The organism is Sorangium sp. So ce448 (genome assembly GCF_051520915.1).
GTDB classification, from domain to species: domain Bacteria; phylum Myxococcota_A; class Polyangia; order Polyangiales; family Polyangiaceae; genus Sorangium; species Sorangium cellulosum_B.
The window spans coordinates 10,754,020-10,769,478 of sequence record NZ_CP150343.1 but is presented as its reverse complement, the minus strand read 5'-3'; the positions used below and the strand labels follow the sequence as shown (position 1 = coordinate 10,769,478).

The 15,459-nt window shown below is 72.5% G+C and carries 11 protein-coding genes and 2 tRNA genes; 12 read left to right on the top strand and 1 reads right to left on the bottom strand.

The features are described 5' to 3' along the window. From WMF45_RS40660 to rpsI, 10 genes are all read left to right on the top strand, one after another. Nucleotides 1-1,410 carry a hypothetical protein gene (locus WMF45_RS40660; RefSeq protein ID WP_437711486.1) on the top strand — a complete coding sequence of 470 codons (1,410 nt, stop codon included), beginning with the start codon at nt 1-3 and terminating at the stop codon, nt 1,408-1,410. Next, nucleotides 1,407-2,762, top strand: coding sequence for a hypothetical protein (locus WMF45_RS40655; protein ID WP_437711484.1), 1,356 nt, complete (start codon nt 1,407-1,409; stop codon nt 2,760-2,762). The genes WMF45_RS40660 and WMF45_RS40655 overlap by 4 nt, the downstream gene beginning before the upstream one ends. A gap of 337 nt (nt 2,763-3,099) precedes the next feature. Next, entirely contained in the window at nt 3,100-3,519 is a 420-nt protein-coding gene (locus tag WMF45_RS40650) for an RNA recognition motif domain-containing protein (RefSeq protein ID WP_437711482.1), read from the top strand. A 352-nt stretch (nt 3,520-3,871) separates the two neighbouring features. Beyond that, nucleotides 3,872-5,218 (top strand): MFS transporter, encoded by a 1,347-nt coding sequence (locus WMF45_RS40645; RefSeq protein ID WP_437711480.1) that lies wholly within the window; start codon nt 3,872-3,874, stop codon nt 5,216-5,218. A gap of 58 nt (nt 5,219-5,276) precedes the next feature. Beyond that, on the top strand, nt 5,277-7,112 hold the full coding sequence (gene glmS / locus WMF45_RS40640) for a glutamine--fructose-6-phosphate transaminase (isomerizing) (protein ID WP_437711478.1): 1,836 nt from the start codon (nt 5,277-5,279) through the stop codon (nt 7,110-7,112). A gap of 159 nt (nt 7,113-7,271) precedes the next feature. After that, a complete protein-coding gene (locus WMF45_RS40635) occupies nt 7,272-9,032 on the top strand; it encodes an ATP-binding protein (RefSeq protein WP_437711477.1) in 1,761 nt (586 codons plus the stop codon). Nucleotides 9,033-9,231: 199 nt separating this feature from the next. Continuing rightward, a tRNA-Ser gene (locus WMF45_RS40630) sits at nt 9,232-9,318 on the top strand. A 105-nt stretch (nt 9,319-9,423) separates the two neighbouring features. Next, nucleotides 9,424-9,508, top strand: a tRNA-Ser gene (locus tag WMF45_RS40625). 481 nt (nt 9,509-9,989) lie between these two features. Further along, on the top strand, nt 9,990-10,439 hold the full coding sequence (gene rplM / locus WMF45_RS40620; RefSeq protein ID WP_012240013.1) for a 50S ribosomal protein L13: 450 nt from the start codon (nt 9,990-9,992) through the stop codon (nt 10,437-10,439). 8 nt (nt 10,440-10,447) lie between these two features. Further along, nucleotides 10,448-10,840 carry a 30S ribosomal protein S9 gene (gene rpsI / locus WMF45_RS40615; RefSeq protein WP_437711475.1) on the top strand — a complete coding sequence of 131 codons (393 nt, stop codon included), beginning with the start codon at nt 10,448-10,450 and terminating at the stop codon, nt 10,838-10,840. A 220-nt stretch (nt 10,841-11,060) separates the two neighbouring features. Here the strand turns inward: rpsI and WMF45_RS40610 are convergent, their stop codons facing one another. Next, nucleotides 11,061-13,148, bottom strand: a complete 2,088-nt coding sequence (locus tag WMF45_RS40610) for a peptidoglycan DD-metalloendopeptidase family protein (RefSeq protein ID WP_437711473.1) — start codon at nt 13,146-13,148, stop codon at nt 11,061-11,063. A gap of 117 nt (nt 13,149-13,265) precedes the next feature. Here WMF45_RS40610 and WMF45_RS40605 point away from each other — a divergent pair, with 117 nt between their 5' ends. Next, the gene (locus WMF45_RS40605) at nt 13,266-14,138 is read left to right on the top strand and encodes a tetratricopeptide repeat protein (RefSeq protein ID WP_437711471.1); all 873 of its coding nucleotides are present in this window, start codon (nt 13,266-13,268) and stop codon (nt 14,136-14,138) included. A gap of 3 nt (nt 14,139-14,141) precedes the next feature. Next, nucleotides 14,142-15,398, top strand: a complete 1,257-nt coding sequence (locus tag WMF45_RS40600; protein WP_437711469.1) for a DUF2062 domain-containing protein — start codon at nt 14,142-14,144, stop codon at nt 15,396-15,398. Nucleotides 15,399-15,459: the final 61 nt, after the last annotated feature.

Here is a 15,459-nt window from a genome sequence, read left to right as displayed (position 1 = left end):
ATGTCGCCGTTGTCGCCCCGGGGCCTCCTCCTTGTCGCTCTCCTCGCGCTCGCGCGTCCCGCCGCGGCGCAGCCGTCTCCTCCGCCCGCTGCGGCGCCGCCTCCTGCCGCGCCGGCGCCGAGGCCGCCGCGCTCGGCCGTGGCTCGCGTCGTCGACGCGCTCGTGCGCTCGCTCGACGCCGTGGACGGCCGTGCGCTCGTGGCCGCCGCGCCGCTGGTCTCCGACGCGCCCGCGCCGCGCGGCGCCCAGCTCGTGGCCACGCTCGCCGCCCACGTCGCCGGCAAGCTCGGCGCCGGCGTGCGCGCGCAGAAGGACCCGATCCCGCTGCCGCTCGCGCGGGAGGCGGCGCGCGACGACGCGGCGCTCGTCCACCTCGTCGTCGAGATCGCGGCGGGGAAGCTGCGCGTCACCGCGGACGTGTACCCGGTGCCGCGCACCGTCTGGGCGCGCATCCGCGACCCGGAGCCGGGGCCCATCGCCCACGCCTACGCCGAGGCGCCCCTCGACGCGGAGATCCGCGGCTTCCTCGCGCCGATCCCGCTCGTCGCGGCCAGGGTCGACCGCGCGAAGAACTTCGAGGGCGACGTGGTCGCGCTCGCGTGCGGCGATCTCGACGCCGACGGGGCGCTCGAGCTCCTGAGCGTGAGCCGCCGGCGCGTGACGACGCTCCGCCTCCGCGGCGGGCGGGTCGTGCCGCTCGCGTCGCGCCCGTGGCCGGACGTTGTCGCCGTGCACCCGGCGCCGCTCCGCGAGCCGCTCGCGTTCGCAACGCTCGTCGAGCGCACGAGGGACGGCGAGCGCCTGCCGCCGTTCGCCGACGTCGGGCTCACCGACCGCGCGCGCAGCGTCCGCTTCGACGGCGAGCTGAAGGCGCTCACCGAGCTGCCGGGGCTGGCGATCCCGGACGCGGGCGGCTCGGCCTGCACGACGGCGTGGGGGCCGCTCCTCACGGGCCCGCTCGGGCCGTGCGCCCCGGCCGATCCCCCGCCGGCGACCGCGTCGCTCTCCGGCCGGTACGACGCGCTCGCGTCGGCGCAGCTCCTGTCCGCGCAGGGCGAGCCCTTCGCGGTCTGGGCGACGCGCGAGCGCGGCGCGGTCGAGCTCCGGGACAGCGCCGGCCGCCGCAAGGTCGTGGGCAGCGCCGGGGCGCAGCTCGCGGTCGGCGATCTCGATCAGGATGGAGAGCCCGAGCTGCTCGCCAGCCTCGACGTCCTCGATCCGCTCGAGGATGCCGTCGTGGTCTGGTCGTGGCGGCGCCGGGAAGGCGGCCCGGCCCGCGCGGCGCCCGAGGAGATCCTGCGCTTGCCGGCGCCGGCGGGGGTGCGCGCCCTCGCGGTCTGTCCGCCCGACGGGGCCGGGCGCGCCCCGTTCGCCGTCGCGACGGCGGACGAGATCTGGGTGGTGCGGTGAGCCTCCCGCGCCGCGCCTTCCTCGGCGGCGCCGGCGCGCTGCTCGGCGCCGCCGCCCTCCCGGAGGGCGCGCGCGCGATGGGGCGCACCCCGCTCGGCGGCCGCCTCTCGATGCACCTCCCGTGGCCGACGAGCTCGCTCGATCCGCACGAGCTGAGCGATCCCGCCGCGGCGCTGTTCGCGCCGGCGATCGCCGACAGCCTCTACGGGCTCGATGCGTCCGGGAACCCGTACCCGACGCTCTCGTCCGCGCTGCCGTCGCGCGAGGCGGATGGCGCGGTCGTGCGCCTCCGCGAGGGGCTGCGCACCGCGCGCCTGCTCAAGCTCGACGGCCGCGACATCGTGAGCTCCGTCGAGCGCGCCCGCGCTCGCGGCGCGGCCGCGGCGCTCGCCGACATCCCGAGGCCCGAGCGGCACCCGAGGGATCCGCTCGCCGCGGTGTTCCCGCGCGCGGATCCCGCCCGCGTCGCCCGCGCGCTCGCGTCGCCGATGGTCGCGCTCCTGCCGCGCAGCTTCGACCCCGCGGCGCCGGATGGCACCGGCGCGTTCCGGGCCGACGTCGGCCCCGGGCAGATCACGCTGACGCGCAACGACGTCGCCGCGCGCGGCGCTGCCTTCCTCGACGCGATCGAGGTGATCCGCTCCGACGACCTGACGACGTCGCTGCGCGCGTTCGAGACCGAGCGCGACGACCTCGGCTGGCTCGGCGCCGGCCTCCACACGAACCGCCGCGGCGCCGTCCGCTTCGATCTGGGCGTCGCCGGGTGGATCGTGCTCACGACGGGCCCCGACGCCGGGCTCTTCGGTCAGCCTGGCGTCGCGCAGCGGCTGGTCGACGCGCTGCCGCCCGAGCGCCTCGCGCACCTCGGCCTCGTCGGCCTCCCGAGGGCCCACGGCGATCCCGCGTGGGGAGGGCCCCCGGCGTCGCTGCTCGTGGACGAGTCGGCCGCCCACCTCGTCGAGGTCGCCGAGGCGGTCGCGCCGATCCTCTCGCGGCCTGGGCGCGAGGTCACCGCGGAGCCGGTGGCGCGGGCGGAGCTCGGGCGCCGCCGCGCCCGCGGGAAGGCGACGCTCGCGATCGAGCTGGTGCGCCCGCTCGGCCCCGGGCCCCTCGGCGCGCTGCTCGCCCTGGCGACCGCCGACGATCGCAGCCGCGCCCTCGACCTCGCCCGTCACCCGCCCCGCCTCGCGCCCGGCGCCGCCCCCCGCTCGCTCACCTCCACGCTCCGCCTCGGCGTGATCGCCGAGGTCCGGATCGCGGGCGGGGTGCTGCCGGACATCGCGCTCGCGCGCGCCGCCAGCGGCGAGGGCTGGGATCTCGGCGCCACCTTCCGCCGCCCGGCGAGGCGCTGACATGCGCCCACCCCGTGGGGAAGCGAGCGCGACCGCGCGGAAGCTGTTCGGGACGTCCGGGCGAGCGTCGCGGCGATGGGGGCTGCTTCGAGTGCTTGCGCGGTGGGGACATTTGGTTACTATCGGCTGGTCACGAACGTCACTGGCACTCGACACGACGCTTCTCTTCTCGGGGATCGCGGATTGATCGCGGACTGGACGACGCAACGTGTGGCGCACCGGGGGCTCCTCCCCAGCGCCGCCCCCCCTCGATCCCCCACGGCTCCATCGGGGCGGCAGGGCACTGTTCGGCACCGAAGCTGACGCATCTCGCAGAGCCGTGAAGTGAATCAGTGTCATGGGTACTCGCCTCTACGTTGGTAATCTCCCCTTCTCCGCCACCAAGGCCTCCGTGCAGGCCGCGTTCGCTCAGAGCGGCGAGGTGACGGATGTACACATCGTGACCGACCGCGAGAGTGGGCAGTCGCGCGGCTTCGGGTTCGTCACAATGGGCACGCCTGAGCAGGCCCAGCAGGCGATCGAGAACATGAACGGCGCCATGATGGACGGCCGTCCGCTTCGCGTGAACGAGGCGGAGGAGCGGGTCCAGCGTGGTGGCGGCGGCGGCGGCTACGGCGGCGGCGGCGGCGGCGGTTACGGCGGCGGCGGCGGTGGTGGTGGCCGCGGCGGTCGTGGCGGTGGCGGCGGCGGTTACGGCGGCGGCGGCGGTGGTGGTGGCCGCGGCGGTCGTGGCGGTCGCGGTGGCGATCGGTACTGAGCCGGGCTAGGCCGACGTTTTAGCGGCGGTGCCTCTCCCCAGAGGCGCCGCCGTTCTCGTTTGTGCGCTGCCTTGTGCGCCGACCGCCGTCACGCGCTCCGAGGCCCGGTCGATCAGCGCTCCGTCGATGCCGGCGCTCAGCAGGCCGGTCCAGATAGAGACCCGGGCGGAGCGTTGCGGAGGTCCGAGGTGCCCATCCCGCGCGTGCGGTAGGGCGCCCCACGGCGATCGAGAAGCGGCAACGACCCGGGCTCCGCGCTTCCGGGGTGCGGAGCTTGCTCCTTTGCCTGGCGGGCGTCAGAGAGCGGCACGCTGAACGCCCCTCGCGCTCGGGGCGGGCCGCACACCGCCGATGCCTCCTTCCCTCCCTTCAGAGCACAGGCCGTCGCCGCGGGCGATCTCGCTTTACTACTTCGGTATCTTCGCCGTCCTCGGCGTGTACCTGCCGCTGTTCCCGAGCTGGCTGGAGGCGCGGGGGATGCAGGGGCTCGCGATGGGGGCGATCGCGGCGACGCTCCCTGCGATGGGCCTCGTCGCGCCGCCGGTGTTCGGCTTGATCGCCGACTCGCTCGGCGTGCGGGTGTGGCTGATCCGGGCGGCCTGCGCCGGCGCCTTCGTCGTGTTCGCGCTGCTCGCGCTGTCGTCGGCGCTCGGCGTGTCGCTCGGCTTCGGCGGCCTCTTCGTCGCGGCGCTCGCGTTCGCTTTCTTTCGATCGCCGATGTTCACGATGGCCGACGTCGTCGCGGTGGAGGCGTCGGCGAGCTCCGGCATCGCCTACGGCCGGCTCAGGCTCTGGGGCTCGATCAGCTTCGCGCTGATGGCGATCGCCAGCGGAGCCCTCGTCGATCCGGCGCGGTCGGCCGCGTTCCCCGCCACGATCGCTGCCTCCCTGCTGATCGCGTTCGCCATCTCGTGGGCCCTCCCGGCGCGCGGCGAGGCGCCCTTCCGTCGGTCTGGCCTGCGCGACGGAGCGGCCGACGCCGCCGGCGCGGCGCGCGCTCCGGCCGCCGAAGGCGACGCCGGCGCTGCGCGCTCTCCAACCGCCGGAGGCTCCGTGCGGCAGCGCGCCCGTGCGCTCCTCCAGAGCCACGATTTCCGCCTGTTCCTCGCGGCATCGTTCCTGGCCCAGAGCGCAACCTCTTCGTACGATCTCTGTTACACGCTGCACCTGCGCGACATCGGTTTCCCCGAGTCGCTGGTCGGGGTCGCGTGGGCCGTCGGCGTCGCCGGCGAGATCGCGCTCATGGCGTTCTCCGGTCCCCTTCTCGAGCGGTTCGCTCCGCCCACGGTGCTCGCGTTCGCGTTCGCGGGCGCCTCGCTCCGCTGGGCGCTGCTCTCGTATGTGCGCTTCTGGCCCGCCCTGCTGGCCATCCAGCCGCTTCACGCGGTCTCGTTCGGCATGATGTGGGTCGCCTCGCTCGCCTACACGCGGGATCGCTGCCCGCCTGAGATCCTCGCCACGGCGCAGGGGCTCTTTTCGGCGAGCGCTGGCGCCGGATCCGTCGTCGGGATGCTCGTGTGGGGTGAGCTCTACAAGCGCGGGGGCGGCGCCCTCACTTTTGGGGTCGCCTCGATCACGGCGTTGATAGCATTCGTCCTGGCTGTGACCTTCGCGCGATCCACGCGGCCAACGCGACCGACGCGGCGTTCACCGTCAGGGGGCTCAATTTTCTCTGTCAGCTCCCGGTGCCAGGAGTAACGTTCCATTTTCCGCCGCACGCGTAGGCGCGCGCGGGCACTACCTGAACGAGGCGAGCATGTGCGGGATCGTCGGATACGTTGGGTCAAAAAAGGCGGCGCCGATCATCGTCGAAGGGCTGCGGAAGCTCGAGTATCGAGGCTACGACTCGGCCGGCATCGCCATTCATGACGGCAAGGGCATCGAGATCGTCCGGACGCTCGGCAAGCTGATCAAGCTCAGCGAGGCGCTCGAGAAGCGGACCCTCGACGGCACGACCGGCATCGGCCACACGCGGTGGGCGACGCACGGCCGCCCGAGCGAGGTGAACGCCCACCCGCACTCCGCGGGCCCGGTGGCCGTCGTGCACAACGGCATCATCGAGAACCACGTGGCGGTCCGGCAGCAGCTGGAGGGCCAGGGGGTCAAGTTCCTCTCCGACACGGACACCGAGATCGTCGCTCACCTCGTCCACCGCGAGCTCCAGAAGGGCGCGAAGTCGCTCTTCGAGGCCGTGCGCGGCGCGCTCCGGCAGGTCCACGGCGCCTACGCGATCGCGGTCCTCTCGCGCGATGAGCCCGACGTCATCGTCGCCGCCCGGTACGGCTCGCCGCTCGTCGTCGGCGCCGGCGACAACGAGATGCTGTGCGGCAGCGACATCCCCGCGCTGCTCGCGCACACCCGCGACATGATCTTCCTCGAGGACGGCGACATCGTCGAGCTGCGCTCGAGCGGCGTCCGCATCGAGACCGTGGCCGGCGGCGAGAAGGTCGAGCGGCGCGTGAAGCGCATCGACTGGAGCCCCGTCCAGGCGGAGCGCGGCGGCTACAAGCACTTCATGCTGAAGGAGATCCACGAGCAGCCCGACGTCGTCGAGGCCACGCTGCGCGGCAGGATCGATCTCGCCGCCGGCGACGTGCACGCGACGGAGATGGGCGTCACGCCCGAGTTCGCGAAGGAGCTGCGCCGGGTCTACATCGTCGCGTGCGGCACGAGCCACCACGCCGGCATCGCCGGGCGCTACTGGATCGAGCAGCTCGCCAGGGTCCCCACGGTCGTCGAGCTCGCGAGCGAGGTCCGCTACCGCGAGCCGATCTTCTTCCCCGACGATCTCGTGATCGCCATCAGCCAGTCGGGCGAGACCGCCGACACGATCGCGGCGCTCAAGGCGGCGAAGGCGCAGGGCGCCAAGGTGCTGGCGCTCTGCAACGTGCTCGACAGCGCGATCCCGCGCCTCTCCGACGGCGCGCTCTACACGCACGCGGGCCCCGAGATCGGCGTCGCCTCGACCAAGGCCTTCACCACGCAGCTCGCCGCGCTGCTCCTGCTCGCCGTCTACCTCGGACGCCGCCGCGACTCGCTGCCGGCGGAGCGCGGGCGCGAGATCCTCCAGGCCCTCTGGGAGATCCCGAGCCACATGCGCGAGGTGCTCGGCGACGCCGACTACGTGCACGCGATCGCGAAGCGCCTCGTCCACGCGAAGGACGTCCTGTTCCTCGGGCGCGGCCTCGGCTTCCCCATCGCGCTCGAGGGCGCGCTCAAGCTGAAGGAGATCTCGTACGCGCACGCCGAGGGCTACGCGGCCGGCGAGATGAAGCACGGGCCGATCGCGCTCATCGACGAGGCGCTCCCCGTCATCGTCGTCTGCCCGCGCGACGCGCACTACGACAAGACGTTCTCCAACCTGCAGGAGGTCCGGGCGCGCGAGGGGCAGGTCGTCGCGATCGCCACGAAGGGCGACGAGTCGATCCTCGAGATCGCTCAGCACCACGTCTGGATCCCCAAGGTGCCGGACGAGGTCGGCCCGCTCCTGACCGTGCTCCCGCTCCAGCTCATCGCCTATTACGTCGCCAATCTGAAGGGCAACGACGTCGATCAGCCGCGCAACCTCGCGAAGACGGTCACCGTCGAGTAACGGGCAACGTCGCTCTCGCGGCGGTGCATCCCCGCCGCGGCGAGCGGCCTCCTCTGCCGCGCGCAGCGCTCCTCTGCGGTGCGCGCCCCTCCTTCTTCAGCGCGGGCACCCCCGCGCCGCGCCTGCGCGCCCGCGCGGGGCCGCGGCTATGCTGCGCGCATGCGCATCCCCGGCAGGACAGAGCGTCGGGTCGTCGCGGCCATCCTCGTGACCGCCCTGATCCCGCTCGTCGCCAGCATCGTGGTCGCCAGGACGGTGATCGCGCGGGTGTCGGCGACGGCGTTCCAGCCCGAGTTCGGCGTGCACCTGGACGGGGCGCTCGGCGTGTACGCCGAGCTGGCCGCCGCCATCAAGCAGGGCATGCGCTCCGAGGCCGACGCGATCGTCGCGGCGGACCCGCTGCGCGAGGCCGCCTTCACCGGCGACGCGCAGCGCCTCGACGCCGAGCTGGCGCGCATCATCGCGGCTCACCCCGCGCTGGTCTCCCTCCGCGTCGAGCGCTGCGGCGGCGATCTCGTCGGAGCGCGCGAGCGCGGCCGCCCGGTGGATCCGGCGCACGAGAAGACGCTCACCGTCCGGAAGGCGATCGCGCGCGCGCCCGGCCACGCCGCCGAGCCCGGCGCTCGCGCGCCCGACGACGGCGGCTGCGACGGCGACGCGCGGACCCTCGTCGCGACGTTCGCCGCGCCGAGCGCGCGCTTCGACGAGCTCGACGCGGCGCAGGCGTTCGCGCAGGCGTACCACGCCCTCGAGCGGGAGCACCGGAAGGAGTACCTCGACGAGAGCTACGGCGACGCCTTCGCCGCCCTGCTCGGCGCGACGATCCTGCTCGCGATCCTCGCCGGCGTGCTCGTCGCGCGCCCCGTGGTCGACCGCATCGCGCGGCTCGCCGCGGCGACCCGGCCCGTCGCGGAGGGCGACCTCTCGGTGCGCGTGGGGCTGCAGGGCGACGACGAGGTCGCCGATCTCGGCCGCGCCTTCGATCGCATGCTCGAGGAGCTCGAGGGCAGCCGCGCGCGGATCGAGTTCCTCAAGCGCATGGGCGAGTGGCAGAAGATGGCGCGGCACCTCGCGCACGAGATCAAGAACCCGCTGACCCCGATCCAGCTCGCCGTCGAGGAGTGCCACCGGCGCTATGCGGGCAGCGACCCGGCGTACCAGCGCTTGCTCCAGACGACGCTGGAGGTCGTCGAGGAGGAGGTCGGCACCTTGCGCCGCCTCGTCGGCGAGTTCTCCAATTTCGCGCGGCTCCCGCGGGCAGAGCTCGAGCCCTCGGATCTCGCGGAGTTCCTGCGCGAGCAGGGCGAGCGCTTCGCCGCGATCGAGGAGGCGGGGCGCGAGCACGCCTCGGACGAGGCGCTGCTCGGGCGCGTCGATCTCGAGTTCGACGTGCCGGACGTCCCGATGCCGGCCGCGCTCGATCGCGAGATGCTCCGGCGCGCCCTCGGCAACATCGTGCGCAACGCGGCGCAGGCGCTGCGCGACGCGCAGCGAGCGGCGCCCGGCGGAGGAGCCCGAGCGCGCCCGGGCGCCGGCGTGTGGGGCAGCGTTCGCGTCTCGGCGCGGAGCGAGGGGCAGAGCCACGTCATCGCGATCGACGACGACGGCCCGGGCATCGATCCCGCCGTGCGCGACTCGGTGTTCGATCCGTACGTCACGACGCGGTACGACGGCACGGGGCTCGGCCTGAGCATCGTGAAGAAGATCGTGGTCGATCACGGCGGCACCATCGACGTGCTCGAGTCCCCGCTCGGAGGCGCGCGCTTCGTCATCCGGCTCCCGCGCGCAGGCACGCCGGCGGCGCGCGCCGCGCTCGGGGCCGAGGCCTTCTCCGACGGCGATCGCGCGCCGGCGTCCGAGGGCGCCCCTCCGACGCGGCCAGCCGCTCGCGGAGGGCAGGCGCCGCGCGGGGCGGGGTAGGGCCGCGCCCGCCGGTGCGGCGCCGCGGATCCTCGCGGATCCTGCAGCGCCAGAGAGCCGCATGCTGGACGACGAGCGGTGCCCGGGAGCGCGCTCCGGGCTGCTGGCGGGGGGCCTCGGCGCTGAAAGCGCACCTCCAGACCGGTCGGTTGTCAGGAGATGCTTGACCAGCCGGCCCCGCTTTGCCATGTTCGCCGGCGGAGAGGTGACCGAGAGGCCGAAGGTGCCTGATTCGAAATCAGGTGTACCCGCAAGGGTACCGCGGGTTCGAATCCCGCTCTCTCCGCTACGCTTGGCTGCTTGCCCCCGTTGAAGCAGGCGGGCTCTGACCGCCCGCTCTCTCTCGAGCGGCGCCGGTCCGGCAGAAGCGGGGCGCGTTGAAGTTGTATCGGGAGAGGTGACCGAGTGGTCGAAGGTGCACGACTGGAAATCGTGTGTACGGCAACGTACCGCGGGTTCGAATCCCGCCCTCTCCGCTGAGCTGAACCGTCGATCGACTCCTTGCCGTGATGAGCTCCTTCAAGCGAGCCAGCAGGACGTCGGCGATCGATGTGACGTGAACGACGAGCGATGAGATCGCTCGGCCGCTGCGTCCGCTCGTCGCAGTGTGCCTGGCGCGGCGTTCGCGGGGGAGCTTTGGGCTCGCTCGCCGTCGATGCGGCCAAGGCGCTGCCTGGTTCAACGCCTTGGCGAGCTGGATGGTCGGGCAAATAAGAGAAATATGGGAGCCCGAGACAAGCCAGCGGTGCGAGGCGGAACAGACCGAACGGACCGGACCGACGGAACGGACGGGACCTCCTACGGACGCCGACGGCCTGTCGACAAACCCCGCTTGACCAACCCTCGCCGGACGATGAGGATGCTCCCGCAGAAGCCTCAGACGCTTGACAGGCGAAGGGCCGCCTTGTAGAAGTGGCGCCCCTTTTTGGCAGGCGCCCTTCCGGAGTTTTTCGCCCAATGAATCCTCAGCCCAAGTCCTTTTCCGCCAAGCCTGCGGAGGCCCGCAACGAGCGTACGTGGTGGGTGATCGACGCGGAAGGCAAGCCCCTCGGCCGCCTTGCCAGCCGCATCGCCACGGTGCTCCGCGGCAAGAACAAGCCCACGTTCACGCCGCACGTCGACACCGGCGACTTCGTGATCGTCGTGAACGCCAAGAAGGTCCTTCTGACGGGCCGCAAGCTCCAGCAGAAGAACTACGTGCGGCACAGCGGCGAGCCGGGCGGCTTCCGTTCCGAGTCGTACGGTCACCTGCTCGAGCGCAAGCCGGAGCTCCCGATCCAGAAGGCCGTGAAGGGCATGCTCCCGAAGAACGTGCTCGGGCGTGAGCTCCTCACCAAGCTCAAGGTCTACGCCGGTCCCGATCACCCCCACGCGGCGCAGAAGCCGCAGCCCCTTAGCTACAGCTGAGCAAAGCCATGACGGAAACGAGAACGTACGCCACTGGTAAGCGTAAGACCGCCGTTGCGCGCGTCTTCCTCTCGCCGGGCACCGGCAACATCAAGGTGAACCAGAGGCCCGCTGACGATTACTTCGTCCGCGAGACCTCGCGCATGGTGATGCGTCAATCGCTGGAGCTGCTCGAGCTGCTCGAGCAGTTCGACGTGAACGCGACCGTGGTCGGCGGCGGCCACAGCGCGCAGGCCGAGGCGATGCGGCACGGCATCGCGCGCGCCCTCTGCGAGCTCGATCCGGAGCGCAGGCCGTCGCTCAAGCGCGCTGGCTTCCTCACGCGCGACGCGCGCAAGAAGGAGCGCAAGAAGTACGGTCAGCCCGGCGCCCGCAAGCGGTTCCAGTACTCGAAGCGGTAGCAGGCCTGGGCCGCCGCCCATCGAGATGGGCGGCATGGCAAGGAGATCGAGGACGCGAGGGTTTTCCCCTCCGCGTCCTCGATGCGTTTTGTCTGCTCGATGCCCGAAGGCGCCGAGGACGGGACAGCTTGTCCCTCGGCGTCTGTTCTCATCGAGCGGACCTCTCGGCCCGGTCGGCGTCCTCTGGTTTCATGGAGCGGACCTCTCGGCCCGCTCGGCGTCACATCGCTTCGGGCGGGCTCTTGAGATCGGCGCCTTCGATGAGCTCGCCCTCGTCGTCCCCGGCGCCTTCCGGCGGCTGCGCTTCTTGCTCGTTCGGTCCGCTCGGTCCGACGTCCGGTGCCGCGGCGGCCGAGGCCTCGCTGCCGGTGGCCGCGAGCGGCGGCGAGGGAGGCTCTGCCGCCTCCGGCTTCGCCGGTTCGGGCGGCGGCTCGGGCAGCGGGATGGCGTCGAGCCGCTTGTCGAGCGCTTCCTTCGCCGCGGCGAACGCCGCGCGATCGACGCCGGGCATCACGCGCTCTCCATCGAGCTGGAGCGTCTCGGCATCGAAGTACTTGCCGTCCCTCTTGGCGCTGAAGTGAAGGTGGGGGCCCGTCGAGCGGCCCGTCGATCCGACGTAGCCGACGAGCTGGTGGGTACCCACCTTCATGCCGGCCTTGATGCCGGGGGCATACCTCGACAGGTGCGCATAGCCGGTGGTGACCCCGTTCGCGTGCGTCACCGTGACCAGGTTGCCGCTCGGACCCGCCGGACCGACCCAGTCGACAACGCCGCGATACGCCGAGTACACCGGCGTTCCCATCGGCGCGCCGAAGTCCGTCCCGTTGTGGGGCATCTTCTTCTTCAGCACCGGGTGCATCCGCTGCGGGTTGAACTTCGACGTCACGGGCGCGCCCGGGACCGGCGCGCGCCAGCCGCCGGCGTGCGGCTGCCGGCCGCGCTCATCGAACGTGCCGCGGGCCTCTTGCCCCTTGAAATCGTAGATGCGCACCGGCTTCTCCGCGGGATCCGCGGGCCGGTACTCGAGCGCGATGACCTTCTTGTACCGGGAGAACATCCCGAGCGCCGTCTCCTCGACGGCGATCAGCCGGACCGTGCTCCCCTCCTCGAAGCTCTCCGTCGAGAGGCGCCCGTTCAGCGCGTCGTCGATCACGTCGAGCACCCCGGGCTCCAGGCCCCCCGCCCGGATCGCGTTGGCGAGATCCTTCCCCACGTAGAAGGAGGCGACGACCTCCTCCTCGGCGATCTTCATGTCGAGCGCGGCGCCCGTGAGCAGCCCGGCCGCGTCGTCCCTCGCCTGGTAGATCTCGCTCGCCGAGATCTCGTACTCGAAGGCGCGGACGCGGCGCGTTGAGCGATCCATCGCGACCGTGAACCGGTCCTTGCGGCCGCACTTGTCGAACTTCCGCAGCCCGTCGAAGGCCTTCATGATCCGGTAGATCTGCGCCTTCGGTACGCCCTTCTCGTCGAGGGCCGCGATGAACGAACGGCGGTCCATCACGTCGCTCACCAGGAGCACGGAAGGATCCTTCCCGAGCTCGGAGATCCGCCATGGGCCGGGCAGCGGGGTGCGCTGCTTGGTCTTCACCTCGGGCATGGAAGACGGCCTGGCGGCCTCGTCCGTGCCTGCTGCCGAGGTCGCCGGGCTCGCCGCGACCAGCGCGCGCTCGTCGCGCACCGGGACGCCCTGGATCAGCAGCGCGATGAGCGAGGTGAGCGTCGCGAGGCCGAAGATGCCGCCGAAGACCGCGGTCATGCGCGGCGACAGGTGCGGTCCTGGAGGGGGCCGGCTGAGGCCGGGAGGAAGCCGCGGGCCGTCCGTCGAACCGGGGCCCGCGTGGGGACCGCCGTCCATGAGCGACGGCGACCGCAGGGGCTGCATGCGCGGATCGCTGCCGCGCGACCAGGGCGCCGATGCGCGCCCGCGAGAAGAAGGAGGAGGGAGCTGCGGCGGCCACGTCGACGCCGCGCGCGCGCGCAGCTCGCTGCTGCGCGACCAGGGAGCGGCCGGAGCGCCCTCGCCCCGGCGACTGCCCTGAAGCGGCGCGGTCAGCGGCGGCGTGGCCGGTCTGCTGGGGGCGTCGAGCGCGTCGTCCGCGACCTCCTCGGCCGCGCCGATGCGCACGATCTCCGCGCGCGGCGCGTCCTGCGGGACAGCAGCGCCGGGCTCCACGCGCGGCGCGTCTTGAGGGACAGCGGCGCCAGGCTCAGCCGCGCTGCCGGCCTCTCCGCTCCGCTCCCTGGCGCGGTCCTCGGCGTCCGGCGCTCCGGAGGCCTCGAGCGGGTTCTGGGGTACTGCACTCGGCACGCCGACGTGCGTACCAAGGCATCGACGGGGTTGCAACCGCGCGACTCCCTGGCCGACGCAAGGGTTGCGCGGAAGGCGGATCCCATCGTACGCCGGTCGCGTAAGCTGACGGGCCTGATGGACGACCGGCTGAAGCAACTCCTGGTTCTCGGCAGGGAGCACTACGAGCGGCGCGAGTACGATCTCGCGGAGCACGCACTGCGGCAGATCATCGAGAAAACCGACCGCTTCGCGGACGTCTACAACATGCTCGGCGTCATTCTCCACGAACGCGGTGATTTCCTCGCGGCCGAGGCCCACTTCGAGCGCGCGGTGCAGCTCAACGAGCACTACACGGAAGCGCTGCTGAACCTCGCCGTCACCTACAACGACCTCGGCAAATACGAGGCCGCGCGGCATGTCTACTCTCGCATCCGCCGCGGCGAGGGGGGAGGCGGCGTCCTCGACCCGTTCGTGCGCGGCAAGATCGCCAACATGCACGCCGATCTCGCGCAGGCCTACGCCGACGCCGGTTGCGCGCAGGAGGCGATCGCCGAGCTCACGCGGGCTGTGGCGCTGTGTCCGACGTTCGTGGATCTTCAGCTGCGCCTCGGGACGATGTACCGCGACGCCGGGAATCTGGCGCTCGCTCGCGAGCATTACGCCGCCGCGCGCGACGCGAACCCGAAGTACGCACCAGCGCGCGTGCTGCTCGGGGTCGCGCTGCTCTCCCTTGGCGAGCCCGATCAGGCGAGCGCGGAGTGGCGCGAGGCGCTCGCGATCGATCCCGACAACAGGACGGCGAAGATGTACCTTCGCACGCTGGAGGCGCGGCGGAGCGGGCGCGCCGGGGGCGCTGTGTCAGGCGAGCCGGCGCCGGCCGCCGCGGCGGGCGGTGCGTGGGACGCGCTCGACGAGGCGACACCCACGACCGTGAGCGACATCCTCTCCAAGACGACGGCCGATGCAGCAGGTGAGGCGGATCGTGCTGCACGGGAAAGCAAACCCTGAACGTTGGCGAAATACTCTCTCCTCCGAGAGGAGGCGCGCCGCGCGTGGCGTGAGCTCCGTGGCAGCGAGCTGTCCGCCGGCCGGACCGCCGTGGCGGTCGCGATCGGCCTGTTCATCGGGTCGCAGCCGATCTTCGGCTGCCACACGCCGCTCGTGCTCCTCCTCTGTCTGTGGTTCCGCCTGGATGCAGCGATTGCCTGGGTCGCTGCGAACATCTCCAACCCCTTGTTCGCGCCAGCGCTGCTCACGGCCGAGGTCCAGGTTGGAGCGTACCTCCGCACCGGTCGCTGGCTGCGCCTCTACGAAAAGATGAGCTGGGCGCAAGCGCTTTCGGACTTCCCCGAATACATGTTCCTCGGCGCCCCGGTGGTGGGGCTCGCGCTCGCGGCGCTCGGCGGCGGCCTGATCTTCGTCCTCGTCACGCTGAAGCGGCGCCGCGCTCCCTCGCAGCAGAGCAGCAGGGTGGAGCCGTATCGGCTCCCCGGGGATGCGCCGCCGTGGGTTCACGCGGTCGAGCGCGTCGCCGGGAGGTACAGCCCGCCTGAGGGCGCCACGCCGGCGCAGCGTACCCGCTTTCACTATGTCCGCTTCAAGCTGCTCGGCGACCCCGTCGCCCGGTTGATTGCCGACATCGCCGGCGGCCGGCCCGGCGCGCTCGGGGAGGTCCTCGATATCGGGACCGGGGCTGGCCAGCTGCCGATTCTCCTGCTCGAGCTGGGGAGGGCCGAGCGCGCGCGTGGGTTCGACTGGGACCGAGCCAAGATAGAGGACGCCCGGCGCGCGGCCGGCGAGGGCTCCGGTGCGTCTCTCCCGCGCTCGTCCGAGTCGTCCGGCCCGCCCGGCGCGCAGCGCGCTGCCCACGCCGGCCCTCCGCTGAACGCCGAGTTCTGGTGCGCAGATGCGCGCGAGGCCGAGCTCGGAGCTGCAGACACCGTGCTGCTCATCGACCTGCTCCACTACTTCCGCGTGGAAGAGCAGGACGCGATCCTGCGGCGGGCGGCGGCCGCGGTTCGTCCGGGCGGGCGCCTGCTCGTCCGCGAGGCGGACACCGAGCGCGGCTTGAGGAGCTCGATCACGCTCCTTGAGGAGCGCATCTTCACCGCGCTTCGGTTCAACCGGGGCGAGCGTGTGCGCTTCCGTCCTGCCCGAGAGATCGTGGCGCTCCTCGAGCAGCTCGGCTTCTCCTGCGAGACGATGCCCGCCTGGGGGAAAACGCCCTTCTCGAATGTCCTCATCGTCGGGAGCCGAGCCCAGCCCTGAGCCCGAGTCGCCCTTCCCCGCGAGCTCTCATCCTCCCACCGCCGTCGCCGCGCCCTCAGCG

Bases quoted from the DNA above. Each gene is read 5' to 3' on its own strand.
- WMF45_RS40660 (WP_437711486.1), top strand. From the start codon at position 1: ATGTCGCCGTTGTCGCCCCGGGGCCTCCTCCTTGTCGCTCTCCTCGCG.
- WMF45_RS40650 (WP_437711482.1), top strand. From the start codon at position 3,100: ATGGGTACTCGCCTCTACGTTGGTAATCTCCCCTTCTCCGCCACCAAG.
- WMF45_RS40645 (WP_437711480.1), top strand. From the start codon at position 3,872: ATGCCTCCTTCCCTCCCTTCAGAGCACAGGCCGTCGCCGCGGGCGATC.
- glmS (WP_437711478.1), top strand. From the start codon at position 5,277: ATGTGCGGGATCGTCGGATACGTTGGGTCAAAAAAGGCGGCGCCGATC.
- WMF45_RS40635 (WP_437711477.1), top strand. From the start codon at position 7,272: ATGCGCATCCCCGGCAGGACAGAGCGTCGGGTCGTCGCGGCCATCCTC.
- rplM (WP_012240013.1), top strand. From the start codon at position 9,990: ATGAATCCTCAGCCCAAGTCCTTTTCCGCCAAGCCTGCGGAGGCCCGC.
- rpsI (WP_437711475.1), top strand. From the start codon at position 10,448: ATGACGGAAACGAGAACGTACGCCACTGGTAAGCGTAAGACCGCCGTT.
- WMF45_RS40605 (WP_437711471.1), top strand. From the start codon at position 13,266: ATGGACGACCGGCTGAAGCAACTCCTGGTTCTCGGCAGGGAGCACTAC.